We start from the raw sequence: 17,315 nt of genomic DNA on the forward strand, positions 1-17,315 counted from the left end.
TGCGTCCTCAAAAGTCCAGACCGCGTTGTTCATTTTTGTGCCCCACATCATGAGAGGCGGCGACGATGGCGTGCCAGGAGCCGATCAGTTCGTTGTAGGCGCGTGCCTCCTCGGCCCACTTCTTGCGCTCGCACAGGGTATAAAGGTGATAGGCCAGTTGGCGGATGGCTTCGCCTTTTTCCGGCATTTTGGCCAGCGATTCACCTGCAGCGGATTCGCCTTGGTTATTGAGCCGGCGGATCATTTGGTGGCAAGCTTCCCACACGGGCGTTCGGGCGTCGCTGGTGGGGTCCCAATCGGATTCGTACTCGGACCATTTCAGCAAACGTACTTTGCCGCTCCCGGATTCGGCTACACCAGCGGCTTTGACGCCATCCACGCTGGTGCCCTTGGCGCGCGCTAGGGTATCGGCCTCGCCAAATTGGCCTGCACTCCAGCCATACTGTTCGAACCAACTGGAGCAGAACTGAGTATCGGCATCGAAACTGCCGGAATCTGGACTCAGATACTCGGTTATGGCGCGGTTGATCAGTACCAGGGCATCGTGAACACTCATACGGGTGCCGTCCTGGTTTAGCACCGCTTCGTATTTGGAATAGATGGCCATGCCGGGGCCGATGGCGGCCTGGGCCAGGTCCACCGGCGCGATGGGCGTTTGGCCGGTTTGGCCGCCGATCATGGTCTCCAGGGCCTCGGGCATTTCTTCGCGCAGTTGACGCTGAAAATCGCGACGGGAGATGGACTCGGCGTTGGTTTCGCGTTTGCGGCAGACTAGAACCACTGAAGACGCCAGTGCGTTGGTGCCATTACCGATAACCCGACCCTGTTTCTCTGTTCGTACGGGCCATGTGCCGTCAATAGAAAATCCAGCCTGAATAACTGCCTCTAGGAAGGTCACCCACCCAGTACTGGTTGTGCTGCCATCCTGGGTTTCCGACTGTTTGAACGCGTAATAAATAGTTGTTGGAAAGGAGGGGTGGGACTTCTCCGCCATGTTGTGGATAGCGCGTGTCATGCCATCCATGAAGAAAGTTTCGGCCTTGTCCCGCCCGCCATGGCGATATGGTGTTGCAACGAGTTCTTCCGCTTTTGGTACAGCCATGGTCGCGAACAAGCTCGGATAAACGCCGCGCAGTGCTCTTCGCATCCAAACATAAAAAAAGTCTGAAAGATCAGCATAGCCAATATTGTCGTAGTAAGGCGGGTCTGTAGAAATAACCTTATGGCTTGAAATGTCCTGAACAGCCGCATCCGCTTGTTGAGCAATTCCTGGATGGCCACATCCCAAAGCGACAAAGCCCTTGATCATTCTTTCGAATAGATTGTTGAAGCTTCCTGAAGAAGAGCAGAAAATATTACTTTCGGCATAATCCCACGTCATCGGAATCGCTTGACGTGCAAAAACACTCCGCATTTGTGTATTCGCTGAATTCCAACCACAAACAGTTGAACTGTGATTTGCAACCTGCTCTATTACGAACGCTAAATACACAGCCACAGCCTCCCCATAAGCCGTAGCCCCTGAGCCGCCTTGGGCCAGACCTTGGCCGTCATTCGGCAGGCCGTCGGCTTTAGCGTCGGCAATGGCTTTTTCACGGGCTTCTTGCACCAGATCGGAAAAGGTGGTTAAGGCCACCAGTTGGCGAGGGGTAAAGAGGTCGCCGAAAGTGTTAAGTCCGTAGTTCGGTGTTTTGAAGTCCCGTGGGTTCACCGGCAGTTTGTGTTCTGGTTTCCAATCGGGCTGAGCTGATCGGGCGACCTGAATCATCTCGTCAGTTGGCGAGAGGTAAACCCGACCTCGAGTACCCTCCGCCACGATGGCCATCAACCGCTCGCCCATGCGACCGGCTTTACCTTCTTCCCTGACATATTTAAATGGCATCGCTGTCTGTGACATGATGCAAGTCGCGCCGGTGCGCTTCACCGTGCCCTCAATTGCTCCGGCGGGTTGCAGTCCCATCCTGACTTCAAAGCGATAATTGTTATCCTTGATAACCGGCTCCACCCAAGCCTCCTTGCCCTTTTTGGAAGAAAGCACAAACGAGCGCACCAAGGGGACATCCACATCGCCAAATGCAGGGTTGGGACTTTTCACCGTTCTGGCCCATAACCAGGCGATTACGGTCAGTTCTTCGCCTTCATAGGCTTTCAAGTCGGGTCGCTCTGACACCATCTCCGGGGTGATCGCAACCTTTGGGTAGAGGTGACCAATGCGCTTAAAGGCTTCTTCACGCATCCAGTGGCCATAGCGGCGCACGTCTTCAGCCAGGCCCTTGGCACCGGCCCAGTTCTCCATCATCTTTTGTTGCTTTTCGCCCTCCGGCAAGGGGCCTACGGGCGGCTGCCCAGCAAACTTGGGCGGAATCTCGATCATCGCCTTGTTGATCATCACCGCCACCGGGTTCAGGTCACTGGCGTAGCTTTCCAGCCCCAGACGCTGGGCCTCCAGCGGTATGGCACCGCCTCCGGCAAAAGGGTCGTGGAAAGCGGGCAGCTTGTCGGGGTTGAACAGCTCCGCAGCCTGCGGGTGGTTGCGGTTGAGGTGGCAGGTCTCTCGCCAGCTTTCCCAGATCGCTTCACGGGCGCGGTTCAAGACCTCTTCGTTGTTGGTGTTCTCCCACTTCACCAGGTCGCGAATGATCTGGAACAGCTTCTCCCGCTTGATCTCCGCCTCTTTTTTGTTCACCCCATAACCCAACTCGCGCTGATAGCCGGGGTCATTCACCAACTGGGCAAACAACACCGCCCGCGCAGCAGCTAAAGGCCGGCGCGCCCACCACAGATGCAGCGTGCTGGGGTGGCCGTGGCGGATGGATTTCTCGCGAGCGGCAGCGACATTTATGTCATCGAGCGGCAGCGCTACTTCTATTAATTTTCTAGGAGATTTAACTTGAACCATTATTTATCCTGTATTCTCAAAGGTGCCAATACCGCTTCAGCCAGCTCTTCATAAACGGCCATTCCGGGTTGAATCAACGGTGCAAGCTTTTCTATAGAAAAGGCTTCCGCTGTGTTTCCGCAACCGTGCAGGTTGAGTACTCGCTTGCACTTGTTGTATAAACTATCGGATATGGCCTTAATGTCATCAGCGGGCTTGCCTCGCCCTGGGAGAGACTGAATCTGTGACTGTTTCTCTAGCTGTATTTCTGAAAAAGCTTCAGGCGAGTTGTGAATTTCGCAAAGTTTCAGTAAAACTTCGTCATCCCACAGAAAACTTTCGATATCCCTGCGAGATAGGACGTATGTTTCTTCATCCTTTAATTGATCAATTTCGACTGAATTTCGATCATCTTGGTCAAGAACTTTCCAGGTTTTTATGCCAGGGGCGAGTTTGGTAAGTAGATAGTCAAACGCCTTCCCATCAAGTTGAACTTCATTGGTGCCGCCTAAAGGAATAAACTCAATCTGTGGATGCCAGGGGCTAAATATCTTTTGATATACAGCTGCGTCAAAGCTTGGCTTTTTTCCCGTTTGATTAACTTTTCGGCCTTCACAAAAAACGACATACTCAGGTACAACAAGCTCTGCCAAATCATCAAGGGCAGTGTGGAACATTTGTTGCCAGAACTGCCTGCCAGGTTTTATTGGTTCTAACCTCACGGGCTGATCAAAATTTTGTTCATGGAAGTCAATGAACGCTACTTGCCCTGGGTTGGCTGAATTGAGTTCAGCGGCCTTGCGGGCCATGCCGATAGAGTGCGTTGAGAGCCATAGCTGGCAGTTGTCTGGGATTAAATCGAACATTGCTTCGAGTAGTGTCGCTTGAAGCTTCGTGTGCATATGCAACTCTGGCTCATCAACACAAAATATGGTGTCGTCAAACTTTTTACGTTTAACAATGAAATCTAGAAGAAGATCGAATGCAGCTTTTTCTCCACCTGACAAATTTTTATAGTGGAAATTTGAAGAGTCTCCTTTTGTGAAACGAAATGTGCCACCCTCTAATGGATTACCAGGTCCTTCAAGAACTAGTCCATCAAAAACTTTGAGCATGGCTTTCTTTACTTCGCCGATTAATTCATCAGTAATCTGTCCGGCTGTTCTATCTCTTTGCTCATTGTCGTATAAACTTTCCAAACTCATGCCGACAAGGCGTTGATAGTTGTCCTGAACTCGGGACTCGGAGAGCACTAGCTTCGAAGCTCTACTTGAGTCATTGAGGATGTCATCAAGCTTTTGAAGCCCATCGATAGTAAAATCCGGAGAATGTCGATACGCTGATCGGATATAAAAAGCTTTTCTGCAAGCCTCTTGATCGTGCTTTATTTCCTCATTCAATCCATGAAAATTCGGAGTAATCTTGTCCCACGTTTCCTGAGCCAAGTTTCTAGTTCTTTTCGCCCTTTCTGGAGTCAGCGCAAGACTGTCTATTGGTCTCAGATAGTAGTCAGGATCGTAGTTCCAGTCTTGGCGCGCTGATATTTTCATCCAATAATTAAAGGCTTCAAAAAGCGAGGTTTTCCCACTTCCATTTGGTCCGGTAAGTAGTACCAATTTGGCGGTCGAAGGAATATTCGAAATTTCAAGATTCGCGAAGCGCTTGAAATCTCTAATAGTAATTTTTTCTAGCTTCATAAGCCTGTCTCCTGCTGCTCTGCCTTTGATAGCAGGTATTTGAGCTCGTAATTCACCGAAGGCACGCCAAAATCCGGTTCGGTTGTAAATGGGTTTTTTACGTAAAAAGGGCCTTCATGGCTGTCGCCGTCCACAATGACGATGGCGAGCCAGAATTTGTCGGCCTGATTGAGGGCGTACAGAATCTCGTTACGGCTGACAGTAATGGTTTCCTGTCCCTTGGCGCGGCCTTTGACCTCGATATGCCGATCCGGCACCAATGAACCATCTGGCTTCGCTGGGAGCCTGGCCGTAATGTCCCAGCCGCATTTCTCGGCTGAGACATCCTTGACTGTGTGTCCCAGTGCCCGCTCATGATCTGTAACGGCCTTCATGGCCACCTGTTCAATGCGAGCGCGGGCCTGCGCATCGGCGGTAAAGGTGGTTTCGCCCTTGCGCATGGCCAACAAGCCCTGGGGGATAACCAAAGCACCGCCGATTACGACCGGGGTGCTGGAGACCACGCTTTTCATGGCTTCCAGTTCCCGCTTGCGCTGGTTCAGGCGCTCGGTCAGCTCATCCACCCGGCGGCGGGCCATCTCTGGCTGCATGCGGGGCTGTTTGCCTGCGGTTACATCGTCGGTGAGTTTGATGTAGCGATCAGACCAGTAGCTGATTTCCTTAACCAGCCGCTCGTGTACGGCGGCCAGCACTTTGTCGGCTTGCCGCTCCCGGCGGGTTTTTACTTCCTGATAGTGCTCCGGCACCAGATGCTGGGAGGCATGATTCAGGGCCAGGCCTTCGAGGTTGCCAGTGACCCAGGGGGCGTTCAGGATGTCTTGAACCAGCTTGTGGTCGTAGTCGTCGATGGGCTGTAAGTCGAGATGAGGCGCCCAGCCGGCATGGGTAGTATTGCCATGCTGATCAATCGCCACAAACTGCAGTCGGCGGGAGGCAACAGTGGACTTACCGCTGTCTTTGTCGCCGCCGTCGCTCATGCTCTCGCGAATGGTGTGATCCACCATAAACAGAATTTTTGGCTCAGTGCTCTCGTCGTTCGGATCTACAAGCACGGCACCCTGCTTGAGTTTGCTGCGGTGCGCCTGAAGAATCAGGTCCGTTGCAGCGTGCATCAGCGGATGACTTGGGTGGATTAAATCGGCCATGGGCTTGCCCGGCACCCGGACAAGCTGCTTTTCAAAACAGATTCGTTCGTACTTTTTCAGTACCGGAGTACGGCTCTCGCCAATAATACGGTCCCGCTCACGTATAGCTGCCGGTACATGGCGTACCTCGTAGCGACCTGCTTCTCTGGGGCGCATTTCTCCGCTCAGTGTCTGAAACGCCTCAGTGAAGAAAGCGCGGATGAAGTAGGGCTGGAGCTTGCGGGCTTCGGCCTTCTCCATCTCCTCTTTCACAGCGTAAAGGTCTTCCAGTGACATATGCTGCTCGACGAGGGCATTGCGGCGTAGGATTTCCTTCAGATGATCAGTATCCAGTGCCCCGTCAATCACCTGGTTGAGCTTGTCTTTCACCTCGGGCGACTCGCCATAGCGAATTGCCTCGATGAGCAGATCTTTCAGGGATTTGTTTTCGAAGGCTTCACCAAGAATATCGAAGACCTTGCCGCCCAGCGCCTGTTTTTCGATTTCCAGCTTGTCGAACAGCTTCTGAAATACATCGCCTTCCCGGGTTTCATTGGCGACCAGATTCCACAGATGGCAGACTTCGGTTTGTCCAATTCGGTGAATGCGGCCAAAGCGCTGTTCCAGCCGGTTGGGGTTCCAGGGCAGGTCGTAATTGACCATAAGGCTGGCGTTTTGCAGGTTCACGCCTTCACCGGCAGCATCGGTCGCCACCAATACCAGCACGTCTGGGTTGTTGCGGAACTCTTCCTGCGCTTTGCGCCTGGCGTCGCGGTTGGTACCGCCATGAATGGTGAGCACGGCACCGGGGTCACCCAATAATCCACTGATGCGCTGTACGAGGTAATTCAGGGTGTCTTTGTGTTCGGTAAAGATGATGAGCTTGCGGCGGTTACCGCCGGAGGTGTACATCTCCGGCCGGTCTTGCAGCAGGTGGGAAAGTTCTTCCCATTTTTTGTCATTGCCAGACTGCACCACGGTCATTGCCTGATATTCCAGGTCTTTGAGGATGACGATTTCGGCTTCCAGTTCGGGAATGGTCTCGGCGGCGGTGGCTTGGTCTACGACTTGATCGGCGATGAGTTCGTACTCTTCCGCGCTCAGCTCTTCATCCATCTCATCGATGTTGTCTGGCACATCGATTTTCTTCGTGACTTGGTACTCGCCAAGGGTTTCCGCCACGCCATTCTGGCCAGCTTTTTTAAGCCCTTCGCCCCGTGCAACCAGCTTCATTTCGTCCAAACGGGCTTCCAGGCGCTTGCGGCGGCGTTTCAACGACTGATAAATAGCCTCGGGGCTTGACGCCAAACGACGTTGCAGCATGGTCAAAGCGAAGCCAACTGTGCCTTTGCGCTTGCCGTCGAGATTGTCCGCACGGTTCATTTCGTTGCGGACGTAGTTGGTCACTTCGGCATAAAGCTCGGCCTCGGCATCGGACAGCTCATAGTTGGCGGTATAGGCACGCCGCTCCGGGAAGAGCGGAGTGCCATCGAACTTGAGCAGCTCTTCCTTGACCATGCGACGCATCATGTCGGAGACATCGACCTTGTGTGCGCCTTCACGGAATTTGCCGTAGAAGCGGTCGCCATCCAGCAGAGAGAGCCAGATCTGGAAGTCTTCCTCCTTACCGTTGTGGGGCGTTGCGGTCATCAGTAGGAAATGGCGGGTTATGGAGCCCAGCATTTCACCGAGTTGGAACCGCTTGGTTTTGTTGACCTTGTTGCCAAAATAATTGGCGGAGAGCTTGTGTGCTTCGTCAACAATGATCAGATCCCACTCGGTATTCTTGAGCTTTTCCTGGAAGTCTTCGTTGCGGGAAAGCTGGTCCAGGCGGCAGATAAGCTGGTTGGCTTCATCAAAGAAGTTGCCGGAGGCACATTGTTCCTGTTTTTCGCGACTGAAAATCTCGAACTGGACGCTAAATTTCTCTAGCAGTTCGTCCTGCCACTGTTCGGTGAGCCCGCCAGGAGAAACGATGAGGATCCGCTTAGCATCCGCACGCATGAGCAGCTCACGAATCAGCAAGCCAGCCATGATGGTTTTACCCGCACCGGGATCGTCTGCCAGTACAAAGCGCAGGGGCTGACGGGGCAGCATGGCCTCATACACTGCTGAAATCTGGTGCGGCAACGGCTCGACGTTGGAGGTATGCACGGCCATCATGGGATCGAACAGTGCGGCCTGGGTGATGCGATAGGCTTCCAGGCCAAGCTTGAAGTCAGCGCCCGGAGCGTCAAAGGCCCAGGGGCGGCCTGCTTCCGCTAGTTCCAGGCGTGCTTCGTCGGAACGGAAAAGCATCTGCTCGTTCAGGCGGCCCTGGCTGTCCTTGTAGTAGATCGTGAGCGCATGCTCACCGACCGGTTCAGTTTGTACCACCCGGACAATTTCGTTGCCTTGTATGCCGCGAATTTGGGCATCTTTTTTGATGTCTTCCAGTTTGATCATTCAACGTCTCCCCATTCCATGGTTGTCAGTACAGCTTCTCCATGACTGCCTGTCGCTGTGTCGGTGGTTCGCTTAAAGCCGGGCGCAATGAGCAGGTTTTCCACCCCATATAACGTCTGATGATTTTTGAGCCAAAGGTGGTATTCGGCACCGTTCAGTTCGTGGTTCTCAGAGCAGTCGATATTCCAGCGACGCAGGACGTAGCCAGCAACGGCAGCGCGGACTTGCACCTTTAATATCCCTTTTTGCATACCGTATTCTTGCTCGATGGTTTCTGGGTGCTTGAGCTGCGGATGAGGGACCAGGTGCATCTCCACAATGCGGTTCCACTGAATATCAGCTTCTTTGCTTTCGTGATTGCCTAGCAGTTTGCCTTTTAGCAGGCGAGGCTTGGTGATGCGGTTAATGACGAAATCGGTAAAGCGCTCCCGTTTGCGGTCAAACGCTCGAACGTGCCATCGCAGGCCGTTGTCCACCAACGCAAAAGGCGATATTTCTCGGCTGGTTAGTCCGCTGGAGAGAGAGCGATACTGAATATGCAGTGCTTTTTTTTGATGAATCGCCTGGCTAACGGTGGCCAGAACATCAAGTTGCGGAGGATTGAGCTGAGTGGGAGATTCCGCTGTAACCAGTGGGCGATGGGTGCCAACATAATCATCTCCCAAGCCCTGGCCAAGCGCGGCTAATACCTGGTTTTGCGAATAGCTGAACAGAGGTGTGAATTCCAGCGATGGATTGTAGATTTTGGCCTTGGTGTCGTATTTAAGGTTGTCGGGTGCCAATTCTTTATACAGCGACAGATCTCTTGTTGCCGCAGCTGCCTTGACGCCAAACCGGTTTGCCAAGTCAGCACGGGACACCGTACCGAGGAAACGGAGTTTAAAATCAATATGAAACAGGCGTTCCTTCTGGGCCTGGCTGATGTCTTCCAGTTTGGCCTTGGCCATCTACGCACCTATCAGTGAATGAGGTATAAAGGCATTGCAAAACACACAATGGTAGAAAGTGTGCCATATCAGACCGTTTTTGGATATAGGTTATCATCAAAAAGATGCTGAGGTTCATTCAGGTTATTGAAAAATAACTAATTATATGTTGTTTTCACATTATTCTGGCTTTTGGAGCTTAACAAGCGCGGGCTGAGGCATCTGAGTGAAAGGAGGGATTATGGCGAAGACGCTGGAAGAAGTTCTCGAGGAGGAAAAGCCGGAAGTGGTCTTACGCGCCTTTCGGCGGGCGAATGAGATACTGAGAGAGCTGGAGCACGGCGCCGCGCAACAGGCAGAGGGTTGTCAGGCTTCCGATTCCCGCTCCCACCAAGACTGAAACAACGCGTCACCATCTGGCAAATAGGTATGAACCTCCCGGCCATTCCAATCCAGCGCCAGAACCCGCAACGCAGCCTGTTGCAGTTCGGTATCCAATGCCCTCAGTCGGTCCAGCTCGAACGGCCAGTGGCTGGCGTTATAAAGGCCAAGCAGGAAACGGCGGATATGGCGACCTTGGCCGCCACCGCTGTGAGCCGCGTCTACCAATACCCGGAGGGCCGGAAGCCCCAACTGTTATCTTTGCTGCCTGAGTTTTTCCTGCTCTTCCAAGGAGGCGAGAAAGCAGTCGGGGAGCACCATTGGTCTGTCCATCGTGGGCATTACCTCGTTGTGAGTTCGTGGTTATGCTGCCACGGGGCCACAGGAAGGCACGGGTCTCTAATTGCCCAATTTGGGCAAGAACGCCGGTTTGCCCCAATTTATTTCGGACCGCCATTGTGGCGAGCTGCTCTTTTCCGGAACTTGCGCTCTAAGAACACTTCCAGGCGGTCAGCGTTGCGGTAGGCCATGACGCAGATAAAAAGCACAACTGCGACAAAGCTCAGGAATGCAATCAGGGTGGCGGATAAGTTCAGCATGTTCAGATCTCCAATCGTTGTTTGTCCTACCAGGGCATTTTGTTGTTTTCAGGCCGCAGCGTCGGCCTGTCTTTGTTCTTTGGCGACAGACGCGATCAAGTGCCGCGAGCAGCTCAGCATCTCCTGGATCTCGCTGTAGCTGTGGCCGCTGCGCAGAAGGCTGGCGATGTGCTGCCTGCGCTTCAGATCTGGCTGCCGCCCTTGATACTTGCCCTCCGTTTTGGCTTTGTTGATGCCTTGGAACTGGCGGCGCCGGCGATCTTCGTAGTCTTTTCGGGCCACCGCAGCCAGCATGTCGAGCATCATGGCGTTGACTGCCTGAAGAATAGAGTCCGTAAAGCCGGTGTTGTCTTTCTTCTCCAGGGCGAGCCAACTAGTCGGCAATTCCGGCGAGACAATGGCCAGCCGTTTGGTGGCCAGCTTTTGCTTGAGGGAATCCCAATCATTCTGTTTGAGGCGAGCCAACCGGTCGATCTGTTCGACCAGCACTATGTCGCCCTCGCCGGAATCCGCAATCAGCTTCATTAGCTCGGGGCGGTGCAAGGTGGCTCCGGATACGTTCTCCACATAGAAAGCTGCAATGCGCTGATCGTGGTTGGCTGCGAACTGTACCAGTGACTCCCGGGCTCGCTCCGCATTCTGTTCCTGAGTGGATGCTCGCAGGTAGGCTCGAATAAACATCGTCCGCTCCTCGGTCTGTTATAAATGGTTCTCTCGGGCCGGTCTGGTTTAGGTGGTTCTGGTGGCCGTTACCGGGTTCGAACCTCTGGTTCTCCTGATCTGTACCGAAAAGGAACCACCTCAAAAGCCGTAAAGCTCCCCGAACGGGTCCTTCTCCGGACAAATCGGAATGATTATGTCGTCATCAATGAAATTCTCAGTACCATTTTGATTTCCGTTGCCGAAAGTATTCCTACTGCTTGGACCTTTATCTTCCCTGTTACTAGTTCGAGCAAACGACGCCATCTTTTTCTCGTACTCAGGTAGGGCAATGGCCCCATCTGGTCCCATAGCGAAAACAGCTTTAAAAGCATCAACTCCTGCCAGGATAAAACGGATGAAAAGTGCCATCACCCAGAGCGCGAGCAATAGATACCAGCCGTAAAGCCCTGCACCCGCGCCCATAAAGGCAATTTCTACAATGCCTACAACGAGAAGCCCAACCGACACGATTCTTGTCATTTTCATCATGACCATAGTCCCTAATAGTTGTTTACTTCGATGCTATCAATGCCTGAGGAAATGCAAGGTCTGCTCAGCGTTAGGCCGCAGTCGCTTGCTCAGCCAGCCACGTTAGCTTCACCTTGCTGTAGGTATCGTTTGTCATCGCCATCAGGTCTTCCAGATCAAAATGTGGGGTCAGCAATGCCGTGCCCTGGTATCGCACCCTTGGATAATCGGATGGCTGGAATACACCGTGAGGAAGGTCGTCTTCATCGCCCAGCCACTGTCTGATTCGTAAATCAATACACCAGCCTTGTTCGAGTTCAATCCAGCAATGGGGAGAAGTGATCATGCCGCTCAGCCGGTCCTCGGCGTATCCGATCCGGCACTGATGGAAAGTGCCATGCTCTTGCAGAATTCTGCTGATTATATAAGTCATGCAGTCGCTATCGATTCTGGCGTCCTCCAGCTGTAACAATGTGAATTCAAGCTCATCGTGCCAGTCGCTCATGACTGTGGCTCCTTGAACAACAGTTGGTTGCCCTGTTCGTACAACACCGGGTAGGGGACGGGTTTACCATCCTGAATCACTGTGTTCGGCGGAAAGTACATCACCATCCAGGACGGCATCGCGGCACTGACAGCGCCATAGAATTCACCTGAGGGAAAGGCGGGCTCTTGTCCCGACTGCCGGAATATCAGGCGTGAGTACTCCTTCGGATGGTTGGCAGTAATGTTGTGACTGGCTGCTTCGCCACCGATGACGTAGTCGGGCGTCTTCCAGTGATTCGGCTGCTGGATGTTGTAGGCGATGATGCAGTTATCGTCGCTGCAGCCATATCGCTCCGCTTTTACTGACCACAGCATGAGCGGATGCCCTTCAATCTCTGGCGTCTTCACGTCTGTAAGTTTCGTCGCCGTAATTGCCAACGATTCGGCGGCCTGAGTGATGGCTTCATCCACGATGGCGACATAACGGTCGTAGGCTGCATCCTCGTTCGCCGCCAATGACTCCGGCATCCAGCCCATCAGGCTGGGTCGTGCCGATGGCTTATCCGGGGACATCATGATGTCGGTGGCGTTGAATAGCAGTGTCTGGGTGCCGCTAAGGTGACGAAGCGGCGCATCTAATGAGGTGGCGAGACTGGTCAGGTTGAGGGCGCTCATCAACAGGCTCTTACGATAAGAGCGCGTTCCGTCTGGCGAGTCCCGTAAGTCCTGATCGTAGATGCCCCCGGCACGGGCCAGGTTCAGTGCGAGGGATGATTTCTCGTCATAGTGTCGAGGCGTAGCAGCGCAACCCGCGAGTGTGGCGGTAATTACAACAAAACTAATGGTCTTCAATTTGGTCATTTTGAACTCCTGAGTTTTCTAAGATACTCGCACGAAGTTTCAAATATGCAAGAGGGGAGTTCAAAAATAACTAATAAAATCAATAGTTTGTGCTATCGGTACAAACTTGCCCTCTATCAGCGTGTCTACACCCGTATAGCCAACTGGTAGACTTATCAGCAGAATTTTTCTGGCGCGAGGCGCGGGCATGAGTACCTACACCATTACTTTCCAAAGCAGGGAGACGCTGCCTGATCGGCTTGAAGCGATTGCCAGAGAGTTGGACCTGACACCGGAACAACTCATCAAACGATTCATCAGCGCTGGTATGGCAAAACTGGAAAGTAATATTGGGCCGAGTGTTCCTGGAGAGACGCTGGAGGACTTCCTGGTCAAGAATGGCGTCTGGAAACCGGAAAACAGTCAGTGATTCCCAGTTTCCCATCTATCCCAGTTTATAATCAGTGGCGGTAATGTGAGGTCTACTCAGACCTAAAGGTTTTGTCTCTGGGTAGTGAAATGGGTAGTAACTGCTGCTGATACGCCGGAAATTATTGTTAACCAGTTGTTTTTATTAAATAAAATCTTTGCACTCTTTGAGCAGATCCAGAATATTGAATAAGCCTTTGGGCATTTGAAAATAACCGCGCTTGATACTTTGCAGGGCCCAAGCTCCACTGTCGCTAAGGCCCCAGCACAAACTTACTCTTCTTCTACGGCATCAACCGACACAATACGCAGGCTGCGGATTGCACCACCAGGCATTGGCCAATCGATGCTATCGCCTTCACGCAGACCGATCAGTGCACTGCCTACTGGCGTCAATACACTGATCTTCATCTGCGCTACATCTGCATCAACCGGATATACCAGGGTGACTGTGGTCTCTTTTCCGTTCACATCAGAGAAAGTGACTTTACAGCCCATGGCAACGGTATCTTCCGGCAAGCTAGCATCATCGACCAGCTCTGCTCGGCTTAACTCGTCGTCGAGCAAGTCTGCAGCGGGTGCAGTGCTGTTATTCTCCAGCAGGGTCGACAAACGGGCGTAATCACTTTCCTTGAGATAAATAGTACTGCGTTCAGTGGCCATATAAGAATCCTTCCATAACAAAGCGGCCAGCAAGCGCCGGCGCAAACAATTTAACAAACATTTTTAAAGCGGTACGAGAATGGGCGATTAAGCTGAGCTAGACTCTATGCTTAATCGCCCTACACAGGGCAGACGCAGAGCATCCACGCACGCAGGATGCGCGCGTTAAGGGATATTGCCTGTGTGATTGAAAAAGTCATACTTGAACTGTAACACTTGTTCCGCCCAAAGCAATACATCTAAGATCGACGAGTTTCGGCGCCCAGCGCGCCCTCTCAAGCCCCTGCCATGAATTCAGTCCAAGCGCTCACACCTATGGGCGTATTCTGGTTACAATCCCCCTCCACCTAACGATACACACTTATCAGCGCAGGACCCTCTGTCACAATGAGCGGAAAAGGCACTTTATTTACAATTTCGGCCCCCAGCGGCGCCGGCAAAACCAGCTTAGTTAGCGCATTGTTGGGGCAAGTAGAGGGCTTACAAGTATCTGTATCACATACTACTCGACCAATCAGACCAGGCGAACAAGACGGCATCGACTATCACTTTGTCAGTGAAAGTGAATTTAGCCGGATGCTGAGTGAGGCTGCTTTTTTGGAGCACGCTAAGGTGTTTGGCAACCTCTACGGCACCTCCCAGCACTGGGTGGAAGAACAACTAGCTGGCGGCGCAGACGTCATTCTGGAAATAGACTGGCAGGGTGCCGAGCAAGTTAAGCGCTTGCTGCCCGAGGCCCAATCAATATTTATCCTGCCGCCTTCTCGCGAAACTCTTGAGCAGCGCCTGACCCAGCGCGGCCAAGATGGCAGGGATGTGATTGCTGCCCGAATGGCTCAGGCTAAAGAGGAAATGTCGCACTATATTGAGTCGAACTACCTCGTAGTTAACAACGACTTTGAACAAGCCCTAAACGAGCTCAAAGCCATTATTAACGCTCACCGGCTGCGAACCCAGCGCCAAGCCACCGACTTAGCGGCACTTTTGTCAGAGCTACTCAAATAGCAGCAACAAGGCTCTAAGTCTATCCCTATCGGCAATATTCACGCCCTGAGCCGCGCTACAAGGCTAGACTAACCCCCACCCCGATGGGGTATAATAATCGGTCAACCCGCGTGGCTCCGCCGCTCGGGCAGCGAGCAGCGAGTCTTAGCAGGCTGCTCCCCTTTACTCAATTCGGCCACATCAGTTGGCCTGCAGCTCGACATTAGCGCAGCTGCATACGGCATGGGAAAAAAGCATAGATGGCACGCGTTACAGTTGAAGATTGCTTAGAAAACGTAGACAACCGCTTTGAGCTGGTGATGGTTGCCAGCAAGCGCGCGCGACAAATTGCTACCGGCGGCAAAGAGCCTATGGTAGAGGAAGAGTCCGACAAGCCCACTGTTATCGCTCTGCGAGAAATCGCCGAGGGTTTTGTCACAGCCGACATCCTTACCCGCGAAGAAGAAATGGACGCGGAAGACGAGCTGGCTGAAGTAATGGAGTCCAGCGAGTCGGTGTAATTCCGCCCGCGGCATCCCCGGTCCGTTCGCAGCCCCTTTATGCAAACCATTGATGCCTTAGATTCCACTCTACGCAGCTACCTGAATCCCGAGCAGACGCAGCAGGTCCGACGGGCCTACTACTTCGCCGAGCAAGCACACTACGGGCAGCTGCGCCGCAGCGGTGAGCCCTATGTGACCCACCCCTTAGCTGTAGCGAGCATTCTCGCCGAAATGCACATGGACCATCAGAGTCTGATGGCAGCCATGCTGCACGACGTTATTGAAGACACCAGTATCGACAAGTCAGCCATTGGCAGCCAGTTTGGCGCCACCGTGGCAGATCTAGTTGACGGCGTCAGCAAATTGACCCAGATGGAGTTTGACTCCCTCGCCGAAAAACAGGCGGAAAACTTCCAGAAGATGGCCCTCGCCATGGCCCGCGATATTCGCGTCATTCTGGTTAAGTTGGCTGACCGCCTGCACAACATGCGCACCTTGGGTGTGCTGGCACCGAAAAAAGCTCGGCGCATTGCCCGAGAAACCCTAGAAATTTACGCTCCCATCGCCATGCGTCTGGGCATGAATACCGTGCGCATGGAATTTGAGGATCTTGGCTTTCGCGCCCTGCATCCAATGCGAGCACGCCGCATTGAAGCGGCTAGAAACGCCTCGCGAGGGAACCGTAAAGAGCTGATCGACAAAGTGCGCAATCAGATTGAATCCACCCTAGCCCAAGAGGGCCACGTGGCCGAGGTCACAGGACGCGAAAAGCACCTCTATTCAATCTATAAAAAAATGAAGTCCAAGAAGAAATCCTTCGCGGAAATCATGGATATCTACGCCTTTCGCATCATTGTCGACTCCGTGGACACTTGCTACCGCGTACTCGGTTGCATCCACAGCCTCTATAAACCAGTCCCTGGGGAATTCAAAGATTACATCGCCATCCCCAAGGCCAATGGCTACCAGTCACTGCACACTATCACCATGGGCATGCACGGTGTGCCAATCGAAATCCAGATCCGCACCCAAGAAATGGAAGAGATGGCCAACAATGGCATTGCCGCCCACTGGCTTTACAAAAGCAACGGCCAGAGTGCTAATGTCAGTCACGCTCGGGCCCGCCAATGGGTCCAAGGTCTGCTGGAAATGCAGCAGCGGGCCGGCAACTCCTTAGAGTTTATCGAGAGTGTCAAAATTGACCTCTTCCCAGATGAGATTTACGTATTCACGCCCAAGGGCGGCATTCTTGAGTTACCCCGTGGTGCCACGCCAGTGGATTTCGCCTACGCCGTGCATACCGATGTCGGCAACAGTTGCGTCGCCTGTCGCATCAACCGGCGTCTAGCGCCGCTGTCCGAGCCTTTGGAAAGTGGCCAAACCGTTGAGATTCTTACCGCTCGAGGTGCACAACCCAACCCCAGCTGGTTTAACTACGCGGTTACCGCCAAGGCGCGAACCAATATTCGCCACTTCCTCAAGCATCAGACTCGCGACGACTCCGTGACCTTAGGTCGGCGCCTATTAGATAAGGCCTTGGTCGCCAATGGCAGCAGCCTTGATAAGCTGCCCAAGCAGCAGCTGCAAGACTACTTAGGCCGCAATGAATACCCCAGTTTGCAGGATCTACTGGTTGATATAGCTAGGGGCAACCGCCTGCCACCGATCACGGCTCAACAGCTCTTAGGCAGCTCCTTCGATCCCCAGCCCAACAATGTCGACGATCGTTCACCCATGTCTATTTGCGGCACAGAGGGCTTTATGGTGAGCTACGCCAAGTGCTGCCACCCAATACCCGGTGACCCGATTGAGGGCTACCTGAGTTCGGAAAAAGGCATGGTGGTACACCGTGAAATCTGCCGAAACTTAGGTGAGATGCGTGAAAACCGCGAGCGCCTTGTGGCACTGCGCTGGGACGAACAAGTCGAGGGCGAGTATCTCACTCACTTGCGTATTGAAGTTGAAAACCGCCGCGGCATGATCGCCGTCTTGGCCACCCGCATGAATAGCATGGGGATCAATATAGAACGCATTTCAACTGATGACAAAGACTATCAGTTCACCTTGGTCGACCTTGAGTTCATGGTTAAAAACCGAGTACACCTAGCCAATATCATCAAGCGACTGCGCGGCATCACCTCCGTGCGTCGCGTAATTCGAAGTAAAAACTAAGACCATTACCTTCCCTAG

Annotated in this window: 16 protein-coding genes; 5 read left to right on the forward strand and 11 right to left on the reverse strand. The window is 53.0% G+C overall.

Annotation, left to right across the window (positions count from 1 at the left end; translation table 11 throughout):
- Positions 1-7 precede the first annotated feature (7 nt).
- From H2508_RS10795 to H2508_RS10810, 4 genes are read right to left on the reverse strand one after another with little or no spacing between them, the layout of a single operon-like run.
- A complete protein-coding gene (locus H2508_RS10795; protein WP_182173104.1) occupies positions 8-2,899 on the reverse strand; it encodes a DUF1156 domain-containing protein in 2,892 nt (963 codons plus the stop codon).
- Entirely contained in the window at positions 2,899-4,575 is a 1,677-nt protein-coding gene (locus tag H2508_RS10800) for an AAA family ATPase (RefSeq protein WP_182173108.1), read from the reverse strand. The genes H2508_RS10795 and H2508_RS10800 overlap by 1 nt, the downstream gene beginning before the upstream one ends.
- A complete protein-coding gene (locus H2508_RS10805) occupies positions 4,572-8,144 on the reverse strand; it encodes a helicase-related protein (RefSeq protein WP_182173111.1) in 3,573 nt (1,190 codons plus the stop codon). Before H2508_RS10805 ends, H2508_RS10800 begins: the two co-directional genes overlap by 4 nt.
- On the reverse strand, positions 8,141-9,091 hold the full coding sequence (locus tag H2508_RS10810; RefSeq protein WP_182173114.1) for a helix-turn-helix transcriptional regulator: 951 nt from the start codon (positions 9,089-9,091) through the stop codon (positions 8,141-8,143). The genes H2508_RS10805 and H2508_RS10810 overlap by 4 nt, the downstream gene beginning before the upstream one ends.
- Before the next feature lie 220 nt (positions 9,092-9,311).
- Between H2508_RS10810 and H2508_RS10815 the strand changes: the two genes are divergently transcribed.
- Positions 9,312-9,470, forward strand: a complete 159-nt coding sequence (locus H2508_RS10815; RefSeq protein WP_182173117.1) for a hypothetical protein — start codon at positions 9,312-9,314, stop codon at positions 9,468-9,470.
- Here H2508_RS10815 and H2508_RS15340 read toward each other — a convergent pair.
- From H2508_RS15340 to H2508_RS10840, 6 genes are all read right to left on the reverse strand, one after another.
- Positions 9,437-9,703: a DUF7673 family protein gene (locus H2508_RS15340; RefSeq protein WP_456238868.1), complete on the reverse strand. Its 267-nt coding sequence runs from the start codon at positions 9,701-9,703 to the stop codon at positions 9,437-9,439. The two genes, H2508_RS10815 and H2508_RS15340, sit on opposite strands and share 34 nt — an antisense overlap.
- Positions 9,704-9,891: 188 nt before the next feature.
- A complete protein-coding gene (locus tag H2508_RS10820; RefSeq protein WP_182173120.1) occupies positions 9,892-10,050 on the reverse strand; it encodes a hypothetical protein in 159 nt (52 codons plus the stop codon).
- Between the two features lie 48 nt (positions 10,051-10,098).
- Positions 10,099-10,731, reverse strand: a complete 633-nt coding sequence (locus tag H2508_RS10825) for a recombinase family protein (RefSeq protein WP_182173122.1) — start codon at positions 10,729-10,731, stop codon at positions 10,099-10,101.
- Between the two features lie 120 nt (positions 10,732-10,851).
- Positions 10,852-11,241, reverse strand: a complete 390-nt coding sequence (locus tag H2508_RS10830; RefSeq protein WP_182173125.1) for a hypothetical protein — start codon at positions 11,239-11,241, stop codon at positions 10,852-10,854.
- 70 nt (positions 11,242-11,311) lie between these two features.
- Positions 11,312-11,725, reverse strand: a complete 414-nt coding sequence (locus tag H2508_RS10835) for a hypothetical protein (protein ID WP_182173128.1) — start codon at positions 11,723-11,725, stop codon at positions 11,312-11,314.
- Positions 11,722-12,567 (reverse strand): hypothetical protein, encoded by an 846-nt coding sequence (locus H2508_RS10840; RefSeq protein ID WP_182173131.1) that lies wholly within the window; start codon positions 12,565-12,567, stop codon positions 11,722-11,724. The genes H2508_RS10835 and H2508_RS10840 overlap by 4 nt, the downstream gene beginning before the upstream one ends.
- Positions 12,568-12,754: 187 nt before the next feature.
- On the opposite strand from H2508_RS10840, the gene H2508_RS10845 reads away from it, so the two are divergent.
- A complete protein-coding gene (locus tag H2508_RS10845) occupies positions 12,755-12,976 on the forward strand; it encodes a hypothetical protein (protein WP_182173134.1) in 222 nt (73 codons plus the stop codon).
- Positions 12,977-13,248: 272 nt separating this feature from the next.
- On the opposite strand, the gene rnk is transcribed toward H2508_RS10845, so the two are convergent.
- Positions 13,249-13,638, reverse strand: a complete 390-nt coding sequence (rnk, locus tag H2508_RS10850; protein WP_182173137.1) for a nucleoside diphosphate kinase regulator — start codon at positions 13,636-13,638, stop codon at positions 13,249-13,251.
- Positions 13,639-14,025: 387 nt separating this feature from the next.
- Between rnk and gmk the strand changes: the two genes are divergently transcribed.
- The 3 genes from gmk (at position 14,026) to spoT (ending at position 17,297) form a co-directional block, all read left to right on the forward strand.
- Entirely contained in the window at positions 14,026-14,643 is a 618-nt protein-coding gene (gene gmk / locus H2508_RS10855; protein WP_182173140.1) for a guanylate kinase, read from the forward strand.
- Between the two features lie 239 nt (positions 14,644-14,882).
- Positions 14,883-15,143, forward strand: coding sequence for a DNA-directed RNA polymerase subunit omega (gene rpoZ, locus H2508_RS10860; RefSeq protein WP_182173142.1), 261 nt, complete (start codon positions 14,883-14,885; stop codon positions 15,141-15,143).
- Between the two features lie 39 nt (positions 15,144-15,182).
- Positions 15,183-17,297, forward strand: a complete 2,115-nt coding sequence (gene spoT / locus H2508_RS10865; protein ID WP_182173145.1) for a bifunctional GTP diphosphokinase/guanosine-3',5'-bis pyrophosphate 3'-pyrophosphohydrolase — start codon at positions 15,183-15,185, stop codon at positions 17,295-17,297.
- Positions 17,298-17,315: the final 18 nt, after the last annotated feature.

The organism is Sediminihaliea albiluteola (assembly GCF_014077625.1).
GTDB lineage: Bacteria > Pseudomonadota > Gammaproteobacteria > Pseudomonadales > Halieaceae > Sediminihaliea > Sediminihaliea albiluteola.

Bases quoted from the DNA above. Each gene is read 5' to 3' on its own strand.
- H2508_RS10835 (WP_182173128.1), bottom strand. From the start codon at position 11,725: ATGAGCGACTGGCACGATGAGCTTGAATTCACATTGTTACAGCTGGAG.
- H2508_RS10800 (WP_182173108.1), bottom strand. From the start codon at position 4,575: ATGAAGCTAGAAAAAATTACTATTAGAGATTTCAAGCGCTTCGCGAAT.
- H2508_RS10795 (WP_182173104.1), bottom strand. From the start codon at position 2,899: ATGGTTCAAGTTAAATCTCCTAGAAAATTAATAGAAGTAGCGCTGCCG.
- H2508_RS10845 (WP_182173134.1), top strand. From the start codon at position 12,755: ATGAGTACCTACACCATTACTTTCCAAAGCAGGGAGACGCTGCCTGAT.
- gmk (WP_182173140.1), top strand. From the start codon at position 14,026: ATGAGCGGAAAAGGCACTTTATTTACAATTTCGGCCCCCAGCGGCGCC.
- rnk (WP_182173137.1), bottom strand. From the start codon at position 13,638: ATGGCCACTGAACGCAGTACTATTTATCTCAAGGAAAGTGATTACGCC.
- H2508_RS10830 (WP_182173125.1), bottom strand. From the start codon at position 11,241: ATGATGAAAATGACAAGAATCGTGTCGGTTGGGCTTCTCGTTGTAGGC.
- H2508_RS10805 (WP_182173111.1), bottom strand. From the start codon at position 8,144: ATGATCAAACTGGAAGACATCAAAAAAGATGCCCAAATTCGCGGCATA.
- H2508_RS10840 (WP_182173131.1), bottom strand. From the start codon at position 12,567: ATGACCAAATTGAAGACCATTAGTTTTGTTGTAATTACCGCCACACTC.
- spoT (WP_182173145.1), top strand. From the start codon at position 15,183: ATGCAAACCATTGATGCCTTAGATTCCACTCTACGCAGCTACCTGAAT.
- H2508_RS10825 (WP_182173122.1), bottom strand. From the start codon at position 10,731: ATGTTTATTCGAGCCTACCTGCGAGCATCCACTCAGGAACAGAATGCG.
- H2508_RS10810 (WP_182173114.1), bottom strand. From the start codon at position 9,091: ATGGCCAAGGCCAAACTGGAAGACATCAGCCAGGCCCAGAAGGAACGC.
- H2508_RS10815 (WP_182173117.1), top strand. From the start codon at position 9,312: ATGGCGAAGACGCTGGAAGAAGTTCTCGAGGAGGAAAAGCCGGAAGTG.
- H2508_RS10820 (WP_182173120.1), bottom strand. From the start codon at position 10,050: ATGCTGAACTTATCCGCCACCCTGATTGCATTCCTGAGCTTTGTCGCA.
- rpoZ (WP_182173142.1), top strand. From the start codon at position 14,883: ATGGCACGCGTTACAGTTGAAGATTGCTTAGAAAACGTAGACAACCGC.